The sequence below is a fragment of the Silvanigrella aquatica genome, from assembly GCF_001907975.1.
GTDB classification, from domain to species: domain Bacteria; phylum Bdellovibrionota_B; class Oligoflexia; order Silvanigrellales; family Silvanigrellaceae; genus Silvanigrella; species Silvanigrella aquatica.
The window spans coordinates 1795045-1818641 of record NZ_CP017834.1 but is presented as its reverse complement, the minus strand read 5'-3'; the positions used below and the strand labels follow the sequence as shown (position 1 = coordinate 1818641).

The window sequence follows — 23597 nt, the reverse complement described above, 5'->3', positions numbered from 1 at the left end:
AAATTCTTCCATTTAAGGGTTAATTTTAATCAAATTGTAATAATAATTTATATTTTTTTTTGTATTCTGTTTTACCTTTCATAAAATTAGGTAAAATTTTCATTGCATAGTAAAAAAAATTGCTATATAAATGCCAATAATTTGTCTTGATTTGCAAAAATTTGCATTATGATTATGATATTAAATATATTAAAAAAGGAAAATAAAAAATGACTATTTTCGAAGTAAAATACATGAAAAAATTTAAAAATTTAATATCAGGAGTTTTTATTGGAATTATTCTATCTATATTTATATTTTATATTTATAATATTTTTAGTAATAAAAACTTGAAAGATCAATTTTTAGGGAAAAAATTAATCGAAGTTAATGGTAAAATTTGGTATGGAGAAGCACTTCCTAACGAAGCTTTAATAGATTATTATAATCTAGAAGGAAATATTGATCATGCTGAGAAAGAATTTGCTTCTCAAATAGGACTTCGAATTGCTCTTGCGAATGAAAATGGTGTTACTGATTTTTCGAAGGGTATTCCTTCTTTAAATGAACTTATAAAAATAGAGCCTATTTCAGAAATTGAGTTAAAAAAATACTATGATTTTCACCTCAAAAAAGATGGTCCTATCGTTTTTTATGGACAAAGCTTCGATAAGATTAAAGAGCAATTGAGATTTCAGTTAAATAATCAAAAAAGAACTGATATTGCAGAAAAAAAACTTCAAGAATATATTTTATCTAATAAGATAAAATTTTTACTTCCCCCATTTAAAGGTCCGCCTACTGATTTTAACTTTGCATTATATCCTTCAAGAGGAAATAAAAATTCATATATTACATTTGTGAATATTTACGATTATAATGACTCAAAAAGTATTGAGGTTGAAAAGAAATTAAAAAATTATATTAAAAATAATTCAAATCAAATAAAATTAATTAGTGTAAATTATCCTCTTGTAAATGATCTCAATGGATCTCTCTTTTCAAGAGGAGAGTTTTGCACTAAAAAAATTGATGAAAATCAATTTTGGAATTATCATGATCGTGTCTTTGATTCTATTGAAAATTATAAAAATAAACTTTCCTATGAAAAATCAGAAAAAATTTTGATAAATATTGTTAAAGAGCTAAATATGAATGAGGAACAATTTGTGAAGTGTTTACATTCTCCAGATTCTGTTAATTATGTGCAAAATTTAAGAAATAAATTGAATTCTGTGCGGGGTTTTCATGAGGTACCGTCATTTTATGTGAATCAAAGACCACTTTCGATTACACTAAATGAAATAGATACTACTTTAAAGTCACTGCGGTAAATCAACAGAAAGCCTCATTAATATTCCTGTTTCATAATACGTAAATAAAACGGGGGGAATATTTGTTTGATGTTTTGTATAGTAAACACGGGCTTTAAAATCCCAGTCTTCTCCTTGGTATGATCCAGCTAAAGCAGCTTCAAAGCCTGTACCTAAATTTGCACGATAAATTTCGTTATTGAAGGGCGTGTTTATTAAAAAACCAAGTTCTCCATGAAATCCAAAATTTCCATCTGTGTAAAGCGTATATCCAGCTAAAGTTTTTAATTTAGCTGTGGACATTTTTTCGACTTGAATTGTGTTCACTGTGACTGCTCTAAATAAAAGTTCATCTCCATAGCCAAGCTCCATTTGTCCATATATCCTAGGATCAAATTGATATTTTGCCCCAAAAATAAAATTTGTCAGCCGGATGATGCTCCCTCCAATAACAACGGATGTGTCCGATTCCATAATTTGTGAGACAGCGTAATTAATGCCTATATAAGTTTGAAGATCAGGAGTCCATTTTTGAATAAGTCCCGCATCCATACTTACAATCATTCTAGAAAGTAAAGATGCCGATGTTCCCGTGCTTGAGTCAGTATCATCAAGTCTAAGATAACGACCTCCCCCTTCTATATAAAACATTTGATTATTGCGAGAAGGAGTCTTTGTTTTATTTACATCTGACTTATTTATATTTTCTTCGGCCAAGCAAATAGTTTGGCCTTCATGAAATTCGGGATTGTTTACAGGAATATTGGGATTTGCTTCTAAAGTCTTTTTAAAAGAGCCCTCTTCTCCATAAATAGGTAAAAGTGATTTTTTGCGTAATATTTCAATTAATTTTTCACCTTCTTCTGCTTTGTAAATATTGCATTTTGTGGCTTGAATTTTATTTTTAAATCCTAGCTTATTTTTAGCAATACTATTGTTTTTTTGCATTTGTAAATTATTTACATCATTATTATAATTTCTTTTTGTCAATATTTTTTGAGTTTTTTTTGAGGTTTCATTGTTTTCATATGGTTTTTTACTTATAAAATTTTTTAAATTATTTTCATTATTTAAATCTGATTTTTCTTTAGATATCATATTTATTTCAATATTTTCTTTATCGGTAAAATCTTTATCTTGTTCAATAATTTCTCCGTCTTTAATTTTATCATTTTTTGCGGTTAATTGAAGTTTTTGAAGCTCGGTTTTAATGGGAAGACAAATAATATTATTTTTGTAAATCAAATATCCATTTTTGTGTTCGCGCTTGTTTAATGCCAGTGCTACGGAAAGACTTCCTGTTTTTCCAAATACAGGATAAAGAGATTGGCTTCTCAAAATTCCAATAATAGTATCACCATTTTTAACAACATATTTATTGCATGTTAATTTTGCATATTCATCATCAATATTTGTTTTACTTTTTGTAGATTCATAAATTAACTCATCATTCTTAGGCTGTGCTGCTACAGGCGGTATTTTTTTATATTCTGCGCTTTTCTCATCAATTTTCTTTTTATCTTCTGTTATCATTTTTTCTTTTTCATTAGAACTTAGAATTGTATTTTGCTTTACCTTAGGTAGGCACAATAAATCACCCTTATAAATAAGTTCTTTTCTTTTTGTTTCTTCTTTGTTATTTAATTTATATGTCTTATTCAAAGAACCTTCTTTTCCAAAAATAGGATATAAAGAATGTTTTCTTAATATTTGAATTAATGATTCTCCTTGTGTCACTGTATATTTTATGCAATTTTGTTCATTTGGTAGTGAATCACTAGCATTGCTTAAATTATTTGCTAAAATTAAGCTCAAGTAGAGTAAATATTGAGTTGTATATAAACGCATTTTTTTTTGCAATTTTTATGTCTTTCATAAGAATTATGTTATACAGGCAAGTGTTCGGAAGATATTGAATTTTCTTAATTTTGTACCTGAATGGTTTACAAAATTTTGCTAAATTAAATATATTTTCCTAGTTATTGAGGAATATTTTCCTATGAGAAAATTTTGCATGTGTACGGGATTATTTAAAATATGTCTAATAAATTAAATGAGACTTTAATAATGAAAGCTCTTGATTGGGCGTATGAAAAAGCAATTTCTCACTCTTTACCAGGCATTGAAAGTTCTTTCACTTTAGCTGAAGAGTATTCAAAACAGGAAGGTTCATTGGATGAGCAAATAGATTCACTTATTAAATGGCAAAATGCAAAGTCTGCCGCCTTTGGTTTTACCATGGGGCTGGGAGGTGTTTTGACAATTCCTATTGCCATACCTGCCAATGTCGCTAGTGTTTTATTTGTTCAGGTGAGAATGATCGCAGCCATTGCGATTATGAATGGTTATGATGTGAAAGACGATCGCGTAAAAACAATGATTTTTGCCTGTATGTGTGGTTCTGCAGGAAGTGAAATTTTAAAAAATGTGGGTATTGAAATCGGAACAAAGCTGTTTCAAAATGTTCTTCAAAAATTAAGTCAGGAAACTATTCAAAAAATCAATAATGCCGTTGCTCTTCGCTTATTATCTCGATTTGGAGGACTAGGGGCTATTAATATTGGCAAAGCTGTTCCTTTATTGGGTGCCGTAATTGGAGGTACTTTTGATGGATTTACTACAAATGTCATAGGAAAAGTTGCAAAAAAAGCATTTTTTAAAAAAATATGAGACATAAATAAACATTATTTATGTCTCATATTTTTTTATTTCACTATTTTGCAACGCAAAGAGCAAGACCTTCTTCTAAGACATCTTTAGGCAAATGGCGACCAATAAAGACAATGCGTGTTTTGCGTTCTTCATTTTCATTCCAATTGCGATCTTCATTGCTTCCCATGGTGGTATGAACTCCTTGAAATACAATACGTTTCGATTCCCCCTTAACATTGAGAATGCCTTTATAACGTAACACCTGATTGCCCAGTTCGCTCATGACCAATTGCATAAAGCGATTGAGACGCTCCATATCAAGAGCTCTCGTTTCTTCTAAATAAATACTTTGAATCGCGTCGTCATGACTGTGTTCATGATATTCTTTGGTAATTTCAGGATCAATTTCAGTTCTTGCTTGAAGATCAAAAGCATTAATACCAAGAACTTCGCCAATTTGAACATTTGAATTGACTGTTTTAAAAATTTTAGCAATGGAGTTAATGGATTTTACTTTTGCTTCAACTTCTTTAACGCGCTCGTCAGAAATAGTATCAATTTTGTTCAAAAGAATAACATCGGCAAAACCAATTTGATCTTGTGTTTCTTTAATTTCAGCTAAATTTTGATCGATATATTTTGCATCAACTACAGTAACAACGGCATCAAGAAAAAAATATTTTCTTAAATTTTCATCCATAAAAAAGGTTTGTGCTACGGGACTTGGATCTGCCATGCCTGTGGTTTCAATAACGACGTGGTCAAAATCGATTTTCTTTTTAATCAGATCGAGACAAATTTTAGTGAGATCACCACGAACAGTACAGCAAACACAGCCATTATTCATGATTTTAAGTTCTTCGCCAATACTTTGCACAACCAATTCAGAATCAAGATTCACATCGCCAATTTCATTTAAAATCACAGCAATTTTTTTACCATGATTTTCTTGTAACATACGATTTAAAAGGGTTGTTTTTCCCGAACCTAAAAAACCAGTAACAACCGTAACGGGGTATTCTTTATGACTCATACTAAGGATTCTCCATGAAAAGAAGTGCGGCCTAGTGCCCTAATCTAAATTTCATGTTTATACCAAAGTCCCTTCCCATGGAAATAAAATTTTTCCGGCATCTTTGAGTTCTAAGGCTTTTTTCACAATGAGTGCGGCGGCGATGTCGGCATCTTTTTTAGGTTGTTTGCTATGACCCATGTCATCTTGAATAATATGCCGTCTTTTTTTCGACAAGGCAGACAAATATTTTTCTTTAATTTCATCGGGTTCCTGTCTTAATCCCAGGGAAATGATGTTATCGGATAAGCTTGCACATAAAATAGACAAATGATTGCTGTCTAATTCGGAAAGGCGCCGTACAGAAACCAGGGCATAGAGGAGTTTTTGCGCCAGATCGGGATCTCTCAATTCAATCCCTTCAAGGTGCTTTTGTCTTTGTTCAGGAGAGGAAGCTTGTAGCATACTTAATATTTTTTCAAATCCACCAGGACTTGTGATGATGGTATGTCTATTTTTTCTAAGCTTTTCAAGCTCTTCATACATATTTTCTAATTCGGGTGTGTCGACATGGTTCATTTGGCTTATGCGAAGAATAATTTCACCTCGCACATTTTCTTGGAGATATTTAAAAAGAGCAGAGGCTTTTTCGGGTAGACATATGGAAATTAACAGTGACATTGTCTGTGGTAATTCACTCTTCATCCATTGGCTTATTGTTTTATCATCAATTTCATTTGTGATATTTCGGATCTCATCGATTAAAAAAGAATCCGATATGGTTTCAATCCATTTTTCATCTTTTATGGATTTATTAGCTGTTATTAATATTTTTTTTGCACTTTCAATTGAAAATTTATTATTTTCTGAATTCAATTTTTTGATGATTTCAAGAAACTCTTGTGCTATGTTATCAATATCTTGATCGCTCAATCTTGGTAATCTACTAAATGATCTTAATATTTTTTTAACTTCATATTCTGGAATATTTTGAATTAATTTACTTGCAGCTTCTTCACCTGCGAGGGCAAGAATTGCTGCCGCTTTTTGACCAGGTGTCATGTTTATTTTTTCCTTAATAATTTGATTTTTGATATGCTAAATATTATTTTAGCATTTTAGGTTCATTCAACCAAGGTATTGAGGAAATTTAATGTCAACACATAATCATAATCAAATTAAACACGTAAATCCAAGTGAGACTGAAATAAACAATAATGTTTATCAACGTGTAACTTCCCATCTTGTTTTGAGTGCGCATTTAAATGCGGCGAGTAATCTTTTTGGAGGTCTCCTGGTTCAATGGGCTGACGAATGTGCCGGGATATTTGTCATGGAAGTATTAAAAACACATCATGTAGTTACAAAGAAAATATCCGAAGTTTTATTTAACGAACCTGCAAAATTGGGAGATGTGTTGGAGTTTTTGTGTCGCGTAAAAGCCGTAGGTATGACTTCTATTACTGTTGAATGTGTAACAAGAGCAAAACAGATTGACAGGGAAGATAGACTCCGTACTATCTTAAATTGTGATTTTGTATTTGTAAAAATCGATAAATTTGGACGTCCTGCACATCATCAATTTGTTTTGGAGGAAAGTTAAACTATGTTTCATAAAAGAAGCTCCTCGTTTTTTTTTGATCATTCGTCCGAATGCCTCTGGGAGCCTTCCTTAAACCATATAAATTCTTCGCAACTACATCATTTTATAAATTTTATAAATCAAAAATATTCTTTGCAAATTAAAAATTTTTCTGAATTATACAATTGGTCAATTGATTCCCATGAAGACAATCAGGGTGTTGCCTGTTTTTGGTCTGCTATTTGGGATTTTTCTGAAATAAAATCAAAAAATAAAGGAAATATTATTGTAGAGAATTTAAATCAATTTAAATTAGCACAATGGTTTCCCGAAGCAAAATTAAATTTCTCCGAAAATATTTTACGGAAAAATGATAACTCCGATGCTATTATATTCAAAGGTGAAAATAAAATATACAGAAAATTATCCTGGGCATGTCTTCATAATGAAGTTTCAAAAGTGCAGCAATTTATGCAACAATGTAACCTTAAAAAAGGCGATAGGGTTGCATTTTTTATTCCCAATATTCCTGAGACTATTGTTATTTTACTTGCGGCAGCAAGTTTAGGCTTAATTTGTACATTTTGCTCCCCCGATTTTGGTGTACAAGGTGTTCTCGACCGTTTTAGTCAGGTAAAGCCTACTTTATTTGTTTTTTCGGATAAGTATTTATATAACGGTAAAACTATTTCAAATTTGGAAAAGGTTCAAGAAATATTAAATAAATTATCTGTGGTTAAATACGCAATTCAGATTTCTTATTTCAAAGATAATAATCACTCTAATTTAGATATCTTAAATAAGGAATTGAATATTTCACAATATGAATCAATATTAGAAAAATATAAGTTAAAAAAAATTTATTTTGAACCTCTGCCTTTTTCTCATCCTCTTTATATTATGTATTCTTCAGGTACCACAGGGATTCCAAAATGTATTGTTCATGGGGCAGGTGGAACATTAATTCAACATTTAAAAGAACATAAGTTGCACTGTAATTTTAAATCTGGTGACAAAGTATTTTATTATACGACCTGTGGATGGATGATGTGGCAATGGTTAGTAAGCAGTTTGGCTTCAGAATGTACCGTGTTACTTTATGATGGCTCCCCTTTTTACCCAGGTAGTGAAGCTTTATTTGAATTCATTGATCAAGAAAATGTTAAATTTTTTGGAACTTCAGCCAAATTTATTGATGCTGTAAGAAAATCCAGTTTTATTCCTAAAGAAAAATATTCATTTAAAAATTTAGAAATCATAGGATCGACGGGATCTCCCTTAGTCGCAGAAAGTTTTGACTTTGTATATCATAATATTAAAAAAGAGGTTTGCTTGTCTTCCTTATCAGGTGGAACCGATATTATATCCTGTTTTGTTTTGGGAAATCCCATGGGGAAGGTTTATCGTGGTGAAATTCAAACCCGTGGTTTAGGCATGAAAGTCGAAGTTTTTAATGAAGAAGGAAAAAGCATTATCGATGAAAAAGGGGAACTCGTCTGCACGTTACCTTTTCCCTGTCAGCCCTTATATTTTTGGAATGATCCCCAAAATAAAAAATTTTATGCTAGTTATTTCGAAAAATTTGATAATGTTTGGCATCATGGAGACTGGATGGAAATTAAAAAACAAGGGGGGATTGTTATTTATGGTCGCTCCGATGCTACTTTAAATCCAGGAGGGGTGCGTATTGGAACTGCCGAAATTTACAGACAAGTGGAACAATTTGATGAAGTGGAAGAGTGTATTGCTATCGATCAAAAATGGGGTAATGATTCACGTATTATTTTATTTTTAAAATTAAAAAAAGATATTGTTTTGAATGATAATCTTAGTACTAATATTAAACAAAAATTAAAAGTAAATTGTTCGCCAAGGCATGTCCCCGCTAAAATTGTTGCTGTTCCAGATATTCCGCGTACAAAATCGGGAAAAATTGTAGAATTAGCTGTGCGAAATATTGTGAATAATCAAGATGTTAAAAATAAAGAATCAATGGCAAATCCAGAATCGTTGTCCTTTTTTAAAAATTTAGCCGAACTCAGTTGTGATTGATTTTAACTATTCCCACAAAAGAGGATGTTCCTTTATCTTGTCAGCTAAAACGAATATTTCACCTGGAAGCGGTGGGATCGCATTCCCTTCCGAGTTACGTGTTGGATATTTTGGAAATAAGATGTAACCATTTTTGGGAGATATCATTGTTTTTTGAGAGTCTTTCCATCCTAAATCCATTCCTTTAGTTACTTTATTAAAATTGGCAAGACCTTCTTTTAATTTTGTAGCGGGACTGCTAAAAGGTTCTCTATGAATGACAGAAAAAAATTCGAAATCCCCATTTTTATGGGATAATTTTTTAATTGAAAATTTATTTCCATAAACTTTATCCATTAAAAATAAAGATCTTTTAATTATATTGTAGCAAATATTTTCCGATTCTTGTGAGAAACCTTTTTCGCTGAGTTCTATAGTAACACCGACTTTACCAAGAGATCGAACATATTCATCGCTACACATTCCTGCGGCAGAAAAAGAAGATCCTTTTTTTCTTGTGACAAAAGTTTGAGCAACTCCTGCAGCACGCGCCCAATAGTAACTTTGTTCATTCATTTCAAAAATATAAAAAGGCTTTAAACAAGGCATGATCGTTTGATGAAAATCAAAATAAACATCTGCCCTATTGAGGAGCGGCATAATTTCAAGCGCTCTTTTTCTTTCCATGGACTTCTGCATGGAGTTTTTATTTCCAAAACTGCGGTTTAAATCGGCTTCTAAATAGCGCACATTCTTGAGAGCAGCATCGATATTGCCCAAAAAAAATGTAACTTTGCCGCCATATTTTAGTTTATTTGACAGAAGATCATCAATGCTTTTTAATAGAGCGGGTAGGGAGCCTACCTCATTTCCATGAATTAGCCCCGAAAAAACAATATGTCCCAGGTGTTTTTTATAATCTAATGAAATGCTATGAGGTACACCATTTTCAAATTTTTTTTCAAGTTTCTGAAATTCATTTAAATAAGGTTTTAATTTAAATAGATAGTCTTCCAAAACAACATTCCTTTTTGTTAAAATGATCTGAGTATATGCAAATGAAGTTCTCAGCTCTTCAAATTAACAATTTAATTTTGTATTTAAAATAAATCAAATGTATTATGAAAAATTCATTGTTGACATAGCTTCATAGAGTCGCTATGTCTTTTAGAGATTCATTTTTAGTGAGGTTTCTTTTGCCCATTTATCTTTATGAACCGACAATTTGGTCTGAGAATGAACAGGATTCTCCTTGCTGTTATTTTGAAGTTTTACAATCTTTTAAAGAGCTGCCCTTAAAGCAATGTCCAACTTGCGGGCATGACATCCATCGTGCTGTGACATCTTTTAGCATCGCGAATAAATTTGATAGCAATGCAAATGCATCTGATTCCTATCAAGCATTGGATAAAAAAAATAATTCTCCTGCGGCAAGAGCTGCTCAATTAGCAATGCGTCATATATGTCGCAGTGGTTGCAGACATTAAATCGAAAATTTATTATTTTTTTTAAGCTTCTAAGCAACATTGCATAAATAAAATTCTAATATTTTCTTGTTAATGTAAACCCATAATTTTCATTACTTGATTGCGTCTTATATTCGTAACTGCATTGGAAGTTTGAATTATAAAAGCCAAAAAATGAATGCGATATTTTTTGTCGACAGGTATAAATGGAAAATGCTCTTGTATTGATTTTTTTTGAGTTTGTTACGATATGATTAAAATATAATGAATTTATAGTTGAAATTTTTAAGTATTCGTTTTTTTAATTATTTAAATTTATTTTTATTAGAAATTTTTATTTCTCAAAAAACAAAACAGTTTTTGGTTTCTTTTGAACTTCTCGAATTGAGTGATCCCCTCGTGCAATGATGGTCGCGCGCGTGATTTTTCCTTGGTAAACTTCAAAAATAAGAATGCCTATTTTTTGAAGAATCATAAAGAGACCAAGACCTGCGCCAGGTGTTCCTTCTTTCACGGCTTCGTTTTCTTTAAATCCTAAAGCATGGCGAATGTATTTTGTGATTCCCTTACTTTGAAATGTGCCAAATTTATCTGAGACGGTGAGGACAAGATTTAGACCATCAAATAGGCAATTAAGATCAATTCTTTCATTTTCTGGCAAAGCTACAGGTTGAGTTCTATCAATGGTATTTCGAGTCGGGCAAGCATCCCATATGGCATTCATTAAAAATTCATCGACAACATCTCCAAAAATTTTAGGATAGGAACTGGTTCCAGCCACAAGATGGGAGTTGTTTTTTTGCATTTCTTCTGAAAAAAACTCAGTTACCTTGGTTTGGATTGTTGCGCGTTCTGAGGAATTTGAAAGTACATGCATAAAACTCGGAACATTTTCAAGGTTGTAATTATTAAAAATATAGGTTTCATTAGATGATTTATAAAATGTTAAAATATGTTTAATGATTATTTTTAGGTTTTGATTATGTAACAAACCAATTAAAAATCGAATTTCTTTCATCTCTTCTTTATGTTTTTCAAATAATGATAATTCTTTATCTGACGGAAACAATATAAAATTATGTTTTAAATGTTCCTTTGCATTAGTTACAAAAAATTGAAAATCGGTGCCGCTCGAAAGTATAAAAAAATCATTTTCATTTGCTACAGAATTTAGGATTTCCTGATTTGAAATATTGGTTTTTAAGTCATAGGAGGCTTCTTGGCATGCTGTTGTAATGGCATCAAGCTGAGGTTGCTTGATATTTTTTCCTAAGTATTCTGTTATGTAAAAACAAAGTGATGACATCATTATCCTTAATATGATGATTTTAAGAAATTTTCGCCTGTTTCTGCAATTTGGTCAAAGGAGGATGTCGGTTTTCTAGTAGGAATAATTTTTATATAAAAAGGTATATGCTTTCTCCATTCATAAGATTGTAGAAAGGCAAATTTTGCCCATCTAATGTTAATATATTTGAACTTTGTAATTTATTGTTATAGCAAAGACACCCCAATGGAATAAACTGAGAGTTTTCATGATCGTCGAGTTTAACCTCGGGGAAACCATTTATGGAGGAAAATATTTTCATATAATTTTTAATTTGATCAATATGCGATAAGGCATGATTGCCTGTTTTATAGTCAATGATAAACAAAATTTTTGTATTTATAGGTATATGCTGGATTTTATTTTTGATATTCTCAATTTCTTTATGAGATAAATTATAAATTTCATTAAAGGGAAGATTAAGTAAATCCTTCGGATTTAAAATCCCTAAAAAATCAACTATGTGTCTGGATGTATTCAAAAAGTTATTTTTATTGCTTGTTTTAATCCATACTTCAAATTCATGAAATGCTGCAATTGAAATTTTTTCAATTAAATATTGTAATGAGTTTAATGTCGCTTTTCTATTTTCAGCAGCAGCATGATAAAGAATACCTTTAGAAATACGCTCTCTATTTTTTTTAAAGTGATCTATTTTATAATTTATGTTTTGAAATTTATTATTTTTACTTATACTTTCATCTTTTTCTATTTGTTCATGATTTGATTTTTCAAGAATAAAGTCATTATCTAATTTAAAATACTTTTCTTTAAAAAAATTAAATGAAAATGCAGATTCGTATTTAATATCTTCAGAATTTGAATTTTCTGCCTTTTTTTCAAGGAATTTTTTTATAAAATAAGGGCCATATTCTTGGTAGCTGATTTTTTTATTTTCATTTAAAATATTTTTTGGAGAAAGTTCCTGATCCTGTTGTAGCCAGGGTTCAGGGGGTAATTTTTTTTCAGAATTTTTTGCAGATTTTCCTTTTGTTTTTGGAAAACCTCTTAACTTAAAATGCAAATCCAAATATTTAATAAATACTTCTTCTTCTAAATAATTTTGAAAATCTAAGGATTCACATTCGGTTATTTTTCCAATTTCATCACGAAAGCCATCCTTTTTTAATCTTTTAGGTTGGAGAAGAATAAGATTTTCTTGTGCCCTTGTGAAAGCAGTATAAAAAACCCGCTGGCGTTCAAAATCTTGTTCAGCTTGTTTTCTTAAATTTGGAAAATAATATGATTTTTTAATTTCACCATTTGGCTTATATTCTATATTCATATCATTTTCTGTAAACTTTTCATTGCGAATTCTTTTTAATACAGACATATTTTCAACATCATCTTGCAGCCAAGTAATATCTAAAAAAGAGTCTGATAAAGAAGAAACAAATTTACCCATGGATTTTAACTTTCCATACTTAGGATAAAAAAATACGTGCTTCCATTGCAATCCTTTTGCTTTATGAACCGTTTTTATTTCAAGGGAATTGCTGTTTTCAAAATCAATATGAGATGAGGATTTCACATTCCATTGTCGAAGTGGATAGGGTAGAATATTCTTATTTTTCAAATTTATTTTATCGTTTATTTTGTCTGCAATACTATTTTCTAATGTTTCTCTAAAGTGAGGCGAGTCAAGTTTTGCTGATAAAGCAAATGAAAATTGATCCATTTTAGCGCAAAATAAACTTGCATTCGACTTTTTAATGAAATCATTATGAAGATTTACAAGTTTCCAGCGCAATAATTGCCAAGCTTTAAAAAAATTATCTTTTGCTATTATTTTATGCTCTTCAATAATATTTATAATTTTATTTTCTAAAAATTGATCACATTTTTTAAAATAAAAATATTTTTCAATATCGTGATGTGTCATATGTGAAAGGGGACTTTGCATAATTTGATATAAGTCAAATAAATCGTTTTCACCTGCAAGACATCTTGATAAAGAAAGGGCAACTTGGTATTCAAGAGAGGACTCTGTATCTTTATTTTTTTGACTTCCATTGAGAACGGGGACGTGAATATTTTTTAATGCTTGTGATATTTTTTCAGCATCTTTATTTTCTTCACATAAAATAACCATTTCGTTCCATTGAGTATTATATTTTTTTTGATATTCTTTTATATAATTTGCATAAACGGCTAAGGAGTATTGTTCCAATTTGATATTATTTTGACTGATAAATTCTTTATCAATATCTGAAAAAAAACGCTCTTTATTCAAAGATGTTGTTACCAAATGTACACAGGGTTCTTCTTTTGTAATGTCTATTTTAATTCCTGCTTCAAGAGCATTTTCAGGAGTAAATTTCTTTTTAGCTTCACTATAAAAGTAGGAATTTTTAAACTCCGCCGAAAAATTCGGATTTTCCCAGCTGAAGGCAAAATGCGATAATAAATTCATTTCATTTAATAAGTTGGGTTGTGATCGAAAGTTTTTTTTAAGCTCAATATGTTCCCAGTTATTTTGAATTTTTAGATTCTGGAAGACATCTACGCTGGCATTGCGAAATCCATAAATACTTTGTTTGGGATCGCCTACAACAATCATACGAGCCTTACATTCTGTTACCATTCGAAATAATATTTCATGTTGAATATGATTAGTATCTTGATATTCATCTACAATAAGTTCTTGCAACTGAATTGGAATATTATTTTTAAGGTTTTCTTTTAAAAATAAGGCGCGATCGGAATAAGTAAACTCACCTTTTATGATTCTTTTTTCATACTCATTTCGTGCTAATTTATGAAATTCATGAATTAAATAAGGTGTTGAAGGATGAATTTCTTTAGCCGCAATTCTTAAATGCTCTGGTGAACTAGCTAGAAAGGTCTCATTGCACAGTGTTTTTAATATTGTTTCTAAAGTTCCTTGGCTATCAATAAAACTTTTTTTTATGGCACCAGATAAAATAAAATCAATGGTATAAGCTAATTCTATATCGTTAAAATGATGTTGAATAAAAAAATGATGTATAGAATTTTTAAGCTCCTGACAAACAATATCTTCTTCAATCAGTTGCAATCGAGGAGGCATTTGAAATGTATTTTTTTGTTTTGATTCCCACCAAGTAGGATAAATACATTGTACTAATTCTGCAAAAAAACTGTCAATAGTTGAAATGTGAATTAAAGAAAGAGCATCTGAAATATTCAAATCTTTAGAAATTTCTTTTTCAATTTTTTCTTGAATTTGTTTAGTAGCATCATTAGAAAATGTAACAATAAACAATTTTGAAGGATTGATGTTTTTTGGCTTGTTTATTAGCAACCATTTTATTCTTTCGGTTAAAACAGCCGTTTTTCCAGCACCAGCACCTGCCTCTATGAGCAAATGCTGCTTGACATCGTGAGTGTGGGGAAAAAATTGAATGCATTTTTGTTGTTCTATTGTATAGTGATTCATAAATTTAGCTTTCATTAAAATCAAGGGCGATAAAATATTCAATCCTCATCAAATGACTCAATTTCTTCAGTATTAAGCCCCACGCGCGTCGGACATAATACTTTAAAATCACAAAAATTACATGTGTCTTTCTTAATAGGATTAGGATAAAAATCGCCTTGCTTTAATCGCAAAGCAAATTGAGAATATTCTTTTCTTAGTTTTTCATATGTTTCATTATTTTTTTTAAGCAGGGAACTAAATTCATAAGATATAATTGGGTTTGACTTCTCATCAAGATTTTTTAAATGATAAAGTGAAAAGGAAATGATTTGACTTCTGCTGTGATTTTCCTCTTCTTCAAGCAGTTTTTTTTGTGCCCAAGCTAGACAATATAAACCGCCTTGTGCACTTAGTTTGCTTCCTTTAACTTCTTTGAGCTCAGAAGGAAATAGGGAAATTTTTTTTTCTGTTTTAGGAATGTTTGATGTTTTATAATCAATAATGCTTAAGCCATTTTCATGAGCATCAATACGATCTATTTTTCCTGTGAATGTCATTTCCTCTAATTCCAAAGATATGGGTCGCTCTCTTTCAATGCCTGTGAGTCGATTGGGGTGGTTTTCAATTGAAAAATATTCAATATTGAGGAAGCGGAAAAACGTGCGTTTTAAAATTTCTCTCTCCTGTATCAGAGTGAAATTCATTTTATTTTCATTTTTAAAAACGTCCCAAATATTATCAATAGCTTCTTCAAATGTGATTTGAATTTCTTTTTTAAATTCGGTACTTTCTTTAATAATACAATTATTTATAATTTTTTTCCATTGGTCTTTATTTGAACTTAGAAAATTCTCTTCAATTTTAAGAGAATTGAGGATATTTTTATAAATAGATGGCATTATTTTTTCATAATTATAGTTACCTAATAATGTAACAAGTCTTGTCATAAATTGTTCCGCTACGACATGCATACGGCTGCCAATTTCTTTATTATCAATGGATAATTCTTCTTGTTCTTCTTTTTTAATATTTAATACTTCTGATAAAAAGAACTGCAAAGGGCATTGAATATATTTCTCAAAACTTGTTATAGAGATATTTTTATTGATATCAAATAATTCGCTTTTCCAATTGGGAATAAGAATTTTTTTATCGTTGGAACTATAAGAAAATCGATTTATCAAATGGCTGTGTGCTGAAGGCGGCAATGCTTTGCCAAATTTAAAAATATTTTCTTTTGGAAGCAGGTAATTTGGAAATTGTTGCAATTCTTCTGAATTTTCTAGCCAAAATTCCAATGGAATTTTTAAATTAGAAATATTTTTCCAAAAACCACGGTACATCAATTCACTGGCAGGCAGGTCAATAGAAACACCTTGTTTACGTAATATGGAAATAGCATTATTAAGAACTTTAACGTGAAAACTTGAGCCTGTAGGAGCATGGGCTCTTCCTATAGCAATTATTTTTTTTGGTATATCAGGCGATGCAAAATAGGATAATGCTTTAGGACAATTTAGCACAGGATGTTGTTGTCCAATTTGCACATATTCTGATTCCATATTTTTAAGAAAAAGATGACTGATAAAGTTTTCATCCCTCTTTTTTATTTCGAGAGAATATTTTTTTCCAATAGAATCGAATTTTGATTCATTATCTATAAGTGATAATTGTTCAAGAAAGTTGTCAAAATGGGAATCAATTTGAGGATAAATTTCTTCCGCATCTAAAAATTTTAAATTGTTTTTATTCCATTCGGCAATAAATTGTGAACTCATAGGATAACGACCTGCGGCATCGGGGCGTGTCTCACGAAATTTTCCAGGATCAAAGTCGGCAAGAAGGCATATTGTATTTTCTTGATTTATTAATACACTTTCAATATTTTCTGAGTAACAGTGTCTATTTTCGGATACGTAATAGTGAATATGAGATTGATCAATTTGCACGTCATTGTGTGAATCAAAAATAACTGTTCTTGAGGTTAGAAAAGAAGTTGATTTTACATTTAATATTTTTCTTGCTGTTAAAATTGATTTTTTAAATTCATCTACAAAATAACTTTGAAAATTTCCAGGTTTTATTGTGGATCCCGAAAATTTTTCAATATCATTTGGGATTTCTTTGCTATGAGAATTTATGTATTCAGGAGCAGAAATCCATAAAATATGGCCATTTAAAAATTTAAGTGGTAAAATTAAGTTAGTGTCATTTTCTTGAATATGATCACTAAATTTTTCTTGTAGATATTCTTTTACTAAACTTTGTAATCTGCTGTATTTTTCAAATTCTAATTTTGTGAATTGATATGTTGCTAAAATTTGTTTTAAAACTTTTTCATTTATTTCTTGAATGGCAGAAATATTTTCTAAGTCTTGAGTGCTAATAAGAAGCTTTGCAAAACTGGCATCTTCAGGCCAAGAAATATCCAGGAGCGATAATATTTGTTTTGCAAGAGGCAGAGAATCATTGCCTAAATACCCGTAAAAATTTAACACATTTTTAATAAAATGTTCTTGATTAATAACATCAAGATAGGGTTTTGTTATGAATTTAGGAATTTCATTTATTATGTTTTTATTTGTTGTTGCAGCAATAGTAGCGCAAAAATTACGAGCGAGATTGTCTAATGTATACATAGAAATTCCAAATAATCCTTCTGAATTATGTGGATTTTTCTCTTGCAATTGTTCAATTTCAAAAAGCACTTGATTTCTAACTGTGATAAGGTCTTCTTTTCTTTCACAAACAATAGACCATTGTGTCGTGTAATTTGATTTGAAACATTCGTTAAAAATTTTTGCAAACTCTTTAATGGACTTGTATTCACATAAAAATAAGGATTTTTCAAAAAACTCTAGTTCCACAATTTCCCTCATTTAAATTTTATTGAAGCACACAAAGCTGTTAAGTATTGAAGCTATCAAGTTTGCTCCATCCCAATTAAACTTGTCTTATATATAGGAATATTTTATTTTTAACTATCTTTTATTAAAAAAAAATACTATTTTTTTATTTTTTATGAATAATTAATTATTTTTTAAATTTATTGTTTAATTTGATTATTTCTACAATATCAAGTGGCGATTGAATGCAAAACGCACCATTTGTAATAAGATTATTTGTACCATGGCTATTTGTATTTTCAACTTCTCCAGGAATAGCTCCCACATCTATTCCTAAATCGGCAGCGGCTTGTGCTGTTAAAAGACTCCCACTTGTGGCGCCCGCTTCAATAACAAGGACAAAGTCTGCCAATGCCGCAATGGATAAATTGCGCCGCGGAAAATTCCATTTTTGTGGAGGTTCATAGCTCTGAAATTCACTGAGTAGTAATCCTTGTGGAGATTGTGCTAAATCCTGAAAGAGTTTTACATTCGATGCAGGATAGAGTTTTTTTAGTCCGCTCCCTATAACTGCACAGGAGGAGCCATGATTCAGACCCACAGCATTGGCAATGGCATCTATACCAATAGCTCCCCCAGATAATATCGTGTAACCTGCTTGAGCTAATGCGGAGGCAAAGCGATAAGCTTGTTGTCTACCATAATATGTTGGTTTTCTCGAGCCAATGATGGCGATAAGTGGTTTTTTAAGAATATCTGGGTTGCCAAGATATTGGAAAGCAAGAAAGGCGGGATGTCTTAATTCTTTTTGCAAAATCGATTCTATTTTACAACGCGTCAGAATATTTTTAAATTGCTGAGTTGTTTCGTTTTTACAATTGTAGAAGTCATTTTTTTTGTTTTTTGTTAAATTTTTTAATATTTCATTGACTTTAAATTTATAATCTTCTCTTCTTTCTTGAATTAATGTTGTTACTTTTCTTAATTCACAAATTGATAAATTAGTTTGTAAATTCCAAAAATCTGTATTATTTAATTGAATATTTTCGTAGTTACTTTTCATTTTTCATTTTTCCTTTCGATGACCTCATTTAAAGAGGAATATATTCTTGTTTTAAAAGAAAATTGATCTAAGTTAGAGAGAAAAAACTTTTGTCCAAGTTTTTTTAAGTTCTGAACATATTTTTATCTTAATCAAAAAAATGACATAGAATATTAAGTTTAGCGTCTTAAATTGGGTAGGAAAAAATTTGACTACTATTTTTCTATATGCTTTACTCAGTTTAAAGCAATACAAGCTTAAAAATGTGTCAAATAAATTCATGCGTAATTCATTGCGCATTGACATTTGTTACGAAAATATAACCATGAGGTGATTATGAAGGAAAGCCGCTGCCCATATCATGTCAAGCAGGGATTAGTTGATGCGGAAGGGAAATTGGTGCTCAGCGATGTCTGTGGGGTAAAATCAGCATGCGGTGCCGTTTGTCCTTTTGCGCCTTTTAAAGAAAATTCACACAAAGAGTGTTCTCGCTTTATGGCTCATGTTCGTGGTGCGGAGAGACAAGTACTTGTCCCGAAGAACGATATAGAGTATTTGCCTGAAGTGAGTGGTTTAAGCAATTTTAGTGAGATTGATCTCTTGTGAGCACAACTTCCAGTATCTATAGCAAAAAGGGGCGTAATGGGCGGTTTTTTAACCTCAATGACGCCATCGGAAGTGAAATTGAGTCCTATGACATTGGGACAAATGCTTTGTTTAAAGTCGCACTTTTTACAGGAATCGCAGCAGGTTCTGAAGATATTTCCGATGCCTTTCTTTTGGTACTTAAGAACTCTTTAAATGAAATTTCAAAGATTTCTCCTTATAGGCTTGTTTCTTTATTATCATTCCCCTATTTTAGTAAAAAATTCATAGTTTCTGCGTTGTTGGAAATAAAAAATCGACGTTCTCAATGGCTTTTAAGTCAATGTGATGCATCGGATTTATCAGGTCTTGATTCTAAAAGTTCTCAATTTTATTTTACAAGTCTTGAAAAGAAGATGTTTGAAGAATATGTGGCAACTTGGCCTAATGCACAAAATTGTTTAGAAATTGAATTTAAAAAAGTACGTAAAAGATTCATTATAACTCTTTTAAAAAAATATTTTAATTTTATTTTATTTTGGTGTTTGATTTTATTGGCAATTTACATAGGTTTGCATATCACTTCTCAAGAAAACTCATTAACCATGTGGGAACAACTCAGAGGTTGGATTAACTTTGTTTTTCAGAGGTTACGTTAACTTAGATTAAAGTGAGTTTTTCTCATAAATTAAGAAGTATTTTTTGTTTGGTTTGCAGCATCTGCTTTCTGGTTCCCATAACCAAATTCTGCAACTAGGGGCAGGGTTACAATAATTATCTTTTTCTAAATTAAAATCATATTCTTTACTCATGATTTCATAGTGGAATTTTTCCGCATCATTGTCTGAATTTGGATTTATTGTCTTAAGTGGCAGACTGGGTAATTGAGTTTTAGAATAAGTTAAAAATTCATTATCAACTTTTGATTTGCTTGAATCTTGCTTAGGTTTAAAAGTAACATCAGATTTATTTGGTGAGAATACATCTTCAGTGCCACTCTTATTTTCATTTTTGGCATTTTCAATCTTATTGTCTTTATATGTAGGTTGAGGCTCTACTTTTGGAATGACAGCCTTTTGTTCTTGCTTCAAATCCGTTTTAACTATTTCTTTCTTAGGTTCTGGTTTGAAAGCAGGTTCAGGTTGTTTCTTAGGTTCTGGTTTGAAAGCAGGTTCAGGTTGTTTCTTAGGTTCTGGTTTGAAAGCAGGTTCAGGTTGTTTCTTAGGTTCTGGTTTGAAAGCAGGTTCAGGTTGTTTCTTAGGTTCAGGTTTTTGGATAGGTGATTTTTGAGTCTGCTTTGGTGAAGGCATTTGAACTGAGGGATTGTTTTTGGGAGTCAGATCAATTTTTTGTTTTTCTCTTTTAACATTTGCTTGTTGAGGCTTATCACCCGGTTTATTAAAATCGTTAGGGAGACGAAGAATTTCTCCTACATAAATCAAATCTCCATTAGTTTCCTTGGTATGTGGATTGATTTTTAGGACTTCTTCGAGTGAGCCATCTTTTCCATAAATAGGTCTTAAAGAATGAGTTTTTAGAATGGTTGTAATAGTGTCGTTTTTTTGAACTTTATATTCAATGTAATTTTCATTTGCGAAAGAGTTATTTGCAAATAAAGTTACCATAGTTAAGGCTAAGGTTACTAAGATATTTTTTGTTGTATTTTGGTTTTTTAAAACCATTAAATAACTCCCGCGCAATTACATTTGGGGAAAACATAATTTTTAATCGGAAGTTATTTAATATTTTATGAATATAAAAATAATAATTTAGTAAAATTAGGTATTTAAATTTTAGATTAAAAAAATTTAAATTAGATTTTTTTGTAACTCTCAAATGGAATTTTTTTTAGTTATGATTTTAATGGTTTGTAATGGAAGCAAGATTTTTTATGCTCAAGAATTTGATAGTTCCCCTGTAAATCTTTTTCATTTAAATCGATTCCGCATTCTGGGCAAAGTCCTTTGCAATCTTCTCGACATAAAGGAAGTTCGGGCAAGGCGCAGAACATGGAATCCAATAGAAATTCATCCAATTGAATGGCATTTCCTTTAAAAGAATAGGATTCCAAATCAGATTCTGTTAATTCAATTTCATCCGAATTTTGTTGTTGTGAGAGTTTAGAAAGTCCTGATTGAAGGTACTTTTGGGAATTATAGGGAACAAAAAATCCATTTAACTCTACTTTTAGTTTTTCTCTGTAGAGAGTTAACGAACGAACGCATTCCAGCTGTGGTTCAAATTCAAGCACGCCCTCTGCTCGAAAAATATTTTGTTCCTTTATGATATTTAAATATCCTGATACTTTTTCAAGATCTTCAGGGGAATTGAGACTGCATTCTTGTAAAAAAGAGGAAGTCCATTCACTTAATATGGAATCTAAATGAAATGAATTTGGGGTGTTTTCCATTGTCTTACCAAAAGTAACATGAATTTTTGAGCCGATTTTGGATAGAGGAATGGCAAGATGAGGTTTCATTGTGTTTTTTTACCTATAAATTTCAATGTGTTATTTGTAAGCTAGGGGCTAAATACTCTTTCGAGCAGATTTTATCCACCCCGTGCTTAGGATAAGACCAATTAAAAGAATTATACCGGATAAGTAAAGGGATTTTTCCTTGAGAAAAGCATCAAGACCCAAACCGTGTTGATAAGCAAAACCGATGAGAGCGGGTCCTAAAATCTTTGCGAAAGAAACAATGGTTTGTGCCATTCCAAAGCCAAATCCTTGCCATTTTGATGAAATGGATAAGCTGATTAAGGCATTTAAGGAAGGGTTTGCTATGGCAATTCCTAAGCACATTGCCGACATGCTCAAAAAGAAAAAATGAGGATGGGGAGCGCAAATGGGGATAGCAAAGAAGCTCATAACCAAAAGTGAGAGTCCAATTTTAAGCGAAAGAGCTTCCCCCACTCTTTTTATCAAATTTCTTACAATAAAAAAATTAGCTATAAGTGATAAAACTCCAATAAAAATATAGCTTTTATACACATTAATTTCAGAAAAAAAGTAGGCATCCTTTAAAATCAGAGGCATTAGAGTTTCGATGCCTGAAAATGAAATCATGAGTAAAAAAAGGACTGTGCAAAGTATACAATAACTTTTATTTTGAATAGCTAATTTTAAGGCTTTTGAAAACGTAGATTTAGTTTGCTCCTTTTTTGATTCTGATAAATCACCCACTTTATTCTTTTCAATCATCCCTTTTATAACTACATTTGCAAACTTAATATGAGTTTCTGGTAGTTTAAAAACAACAAAAATTAAGTTCCCTATATTTAAAATGGCAGCACAAAAAGCTATGCCTAGTATGTAATTCCCTTGTAATAATTGTAATTTATCAATGGATAAAATGATACCAGTTCCTAATAAAGGACCAACTGTAAAACCTCCTCCAAATGCCAGCCCAATAGTTACCATATGACGTCCTCGATCCTGGGAAGAAGTGATGTCTGAGATACATGCTTGGGCGGTTGCAATGTTTCCTGCGGCAAATCCTGCTAAAATTTTTGTAACCACAAGAAATATATAGGAATTTGCGAATCCTGTGAGGATTTGTGCCATACACGATAAGGCTATGGAAGCAATAAGAACTTTCTTTCTACCGATAATATCTGAAAAATATCCCAAAAATACCCCTGAAACGAGAGTTGCGAAAGCAAACCATGTTCCCAGCATGGCAATTTGGGAATCCGATGCTCTAAAAGAACGCGCTAAAAGGGGGAGAATAGGCATAAACATGCCGTAGCCAATTAAATCTAAGAAAATGGTAAAAAATATAGAAATCAAAATATTCTTTTGAATTTTATTAGGTTGCAACTTAGAGTCCTCATCTGAAGCAAATTTGAAATTCTTTCTGCATTTTGCAGAGGCTGCTACAATTTGATCTAGAAACTGTCACACCCATTTCAAAGGTGTTAAAAATTGGCAATAATCTCACATTGAGTCAAGAGAGAGGACAAAATGATTAAATTAACCAGGATTGATGGGAATGAGGTTTTTATTAATAAATCGAACATTCAATGGATCGAAGCCATGCCTGATACCACCATAACCATTTTAAGTGGAGCTCGAATTATTGTTAGGGAAAAATTAGATGAGGTTTTAAAGAAAATTGATGATCGGATTCAATATGAAAATAAAATTTGCCAAACGGGAGATGAGTTGCCAATGGCAAATTATCAGGAAAAATTTTCTTCTTTGCCAGAAAATTTATAACTAATTTTGCTGGTAATAGTTTGTAAATAAATCATCCGATATGACCCCTTGGGAGGTCATCTGTGGATCATAACACATCGAAAATTTTGAAATATAAAATTTTATATTGCATTTTCATACTGTTACTTTGTAAGAGTTCGAAT

At 31.0% G+C, this 23597-nt stretch carries 19 protein-coding genes; 8 read left to right on the top strand and 11 right to left on the bottom strand.

Annotated elements, in window-relative coordinates; translation table 11 throughout:
- Positions 1–209 precede the first annotated feature (209 nt).
- The gene (locus AXG55_RS07580; RefSeq protein ID WP_148697521.1) at positions 210–1313 is read left to right on the top strand and encodes a DsbA family protein; all 1104 of its coding nucleotides are present in this window, start codon (positions 210–212) and stop codon (positions 1311–1313) included.
- On the opposite strand, the gene AXG55_RS07575 is transcribed toward AXG55_RS07580, so the two are convergent.
- Positions 1302–3140 carry a hypothetical protein gene (locus AXG55_RS07575; protein ID WP_233231075.1) on the bottom strand — a complete coding sequence of 613 codons (1839 nt, stop codon included), beginning with the start codon at positions 3138–3140 and terminating at the stop codon, positions 1302–1304. The genes AXG55_RS07580 and AXG55_RS07575 overlap by 12 nt on opposite strands.
- 189 nt (positions 3141–3329) lie before the next feature.
- On the opposite strand from AXG55_RS07575, the gene AXG55_RS07570 reads away from it, so the two are divergent.
- A complete protein-coding gene (locus AXG55_RS07570) occupies positions 3330–3962 on the top strand; it encodes an EcsC family protein (protein ID WP_148697519.1) in 633 nt (210 codons plus the stop codon).
- A 43-nt stretch (positions 3963–4005) separates the two neighbouring features.
- Here the strand turns inward: AXG55_RS07570 and AXG55_RS07565 are convergent, their stop codons facing one another.
- Together AXG55_RS07565 and AXG55_RS07560 are read right to left on the bottom strand one after the other, a co-directional pair.
- Positions 4006–4977, bottom strand: a complete 972-nt coding sequence (locus tag AXG55_RS07565) for a CobW family GTP-binding protein (protein WP_233231074.1) — start codon at positions 4975–4977, stop codon at positions 4006–4008.
- 57 nt (positions 4978–5034) lie between these two features.
- Complete coding sequence (locus tag AXG55_RS07560; protein ID WP_148697517.1) at positions 5035–6018, bottom strand: FliG C-terminal domain-containing protein; 984 nt, start codon at positions 6016–6018, stop codon at positions 5035–5037.
- A gap of 91 nt (positions 6019–6109) precedes the next feature.
- On the opposite strand from AXG55_RS07560, the gene AXG55_RS07555 reads away from it, so the two are divergent.
- Together AXG55_RS07555 and AXG55_RS07550 are read left to right on the top strand one after the other, a co-directional pair.
- On the top strand, positions 6110–6559 hold the full coding sequence (locus AXG55_RS07555) for an acyl-CoA thioesterase (protein WP_148697516.1): 450 nt from the start codon (positions 6110–6112) through the stop codon (positions 6557–6559).
- Between the two features lie 3 nt (positions 6560–6562).
- Positions 6563–8590, top strand: coding sequence for an acetoacetate--CoA ligase (locus AXG55_RS07550; protein ID WP_148697515.1), 2028 nt, complete (start codon positions 6563–6565; stop codon positions 8588–8590).
- Between the two features lie 6 nt (positions 8591–8596).
- On the opposite strand, the gene AXG55_RS07545 is transcribed toward AXG55_RS07550, so the two are convergent.
- Positions 8597–9586, bottom strand: a complete 990-nt coding sequence (locus AXG55_RS07545; protein ID WP_233231073.1) for a M14 family metallopeptidase — start codon at positions 9584–9586, stop codon at positions 8597–8599.
- Positions 9587–9729: 143 nt separating this feature from the next.
- Here AXG55_RS07545 and AXG55_RS07540 point away from each other — a divergent pair, with 143 nt between their 5' ends.
- On the top strand, positions 9730–10056 hold the full coding sequence (locus AXG55_RS07540; RefSeq protein WP_148697513.1) for an FmdB family zinc ribbon protein: 327 nt from the start codon (positions 9730–9732) through the stop codon (positions 10054–10056).
- 313 nt (positions 10057–10369) lie between these two features.
- On the opposite strand, the gene AXG55_RS07535 is transcribed toward AXG55_RS07540, so the two are convergent.
- From AXG55_RS07535 to AXG55_RS07520, 4 genes are all read right to left on the bottom strand, one after another.
- Complete coding sequence (locus AXG55_RS07535) at positions 10370–11341, bottom strand: hypothetical protein (protein ID WP_148697512.1); 972 nt, start codon at positions 11339–11341, stop codon at positions 10370–10372.
- A 91-nt stretch (positions 11342–11432) separates the two neighbouring features.
- Positions 11433–14780 carry a UvrD-helicase domain-containing protein gene (locus AXG55_RS07530; RefSeq protein WP_233231072.1) on the bottom strand — a complete coding sequence of 1116 codons (3348 nt, stop codon included), beginning with the start codon at positions 14778–14780 and terminating at the stop codon, positions 11433–11435.
- Between the two features lie 38 nt (positions 14781–14818).
- Positions 14819–17629 carry a PD-(D/E)XK nuclease family protein gene (locus tag AXG55_RS07525; RefSeq protein WP_233231071.1) on the bottom strand — a complete coding sequence of 937 codons (2811 nt, stop codon included), beginning with the start codon at positions 17627–17629 and terminating at the stop codon, positions 14819–14821.
- Positions 17630–17795: 166 nt separating this feature from the next.
- Entirely contained in the window at positions 17796–18671 is an 876-nt protein-coding gene (locus AXG55_RS07520; protein ID WP_148697509.1) for a DNA-processing protein DprA, read from the bottom strand.
- 378 nt (positions 18672–19049) lie between these two features.
- Between AXG55_RS07520 and AXG55_RS07515 the strand changes: the two genes are divergently transcribed.
- Positions 19050–19256: a hypothetical protein gene (locus AXG55_RS07515; RefSeq protein WP_233231070.1), complete on the top strand. Its 207-nt coding sequence runs from the start codon at positions 19050–19052 to the stop codon at positions 19254–19256.
- Positions 19253–19894, top strand: coding sequence for a hypothetical protein (locus tag AXG55_RS07510; protein WP_148697507.1), 642 nt, complete (start codon positions 19253–19255; stop codon positions 19892–19894). The genes AXG55_RS07515 and AXG55_RS07510 overlap by 4 nt, the downstream gene beginning before the upstream one ends.
- Before the next feature lie 6 nt (positions 19895–19900).
- On the opposite strand, the gene AXG55_RS14850 is transcribed toward AXG55_RS07510, so the two are convergent.
- The 3 genes from AXG55_RS14850 to AXG55_RS07495 form a co-directional block, all read right to left on the bottom strand.
- Positions 19901–20917, bottom strand: a complete 1017-nt coding sequence (locus tag AXG55_RS14850; RefSeq protein WP_233231069.1) for a hypothetical protein — start codon at positions 20915–20917, stop codon at positions 19901–19903.
- Between the two features lie 170 nt (positions 20918–21087).
- Positions 21088–21714, bottom strand: a complete 627-nt coding sequence (locus AXG55_RS07500) for a YceD family protein (protein ID WP_148697506.1) — start codon at positions 21712–21714, stop codon at positions 21088–21090.
- Positions 21715–21762: 48 nt separating this feature from the next.
- Entirely contained in the window at positions 21763–23055 is a 1293-nt protein-coding gene (locus AXG55_RS07495) for an MFS transporter (RefSeq protein ID WP_148697505.1), read from the bottom strand.
- Between the two features lie 144 nt (positions 23056–23199).
- Between AXG55_RS07495 and AXG55_RS07490 the strand changes: the two genes are divergently transcribed.
- The gene (locus AXG55_RS07490; RefSeq protein WP_148697504.1) at positions 23200–23454 is read left to right on the top strand and encodes a flagellar FlbD family protein; all 255 of its coding nucleotides are present in this window, start codon (positions 23200–23202) and stop codon (positions 23452–23454) included.
- Positions 23455–23597 lie beyond the last annotated feature (143 nt).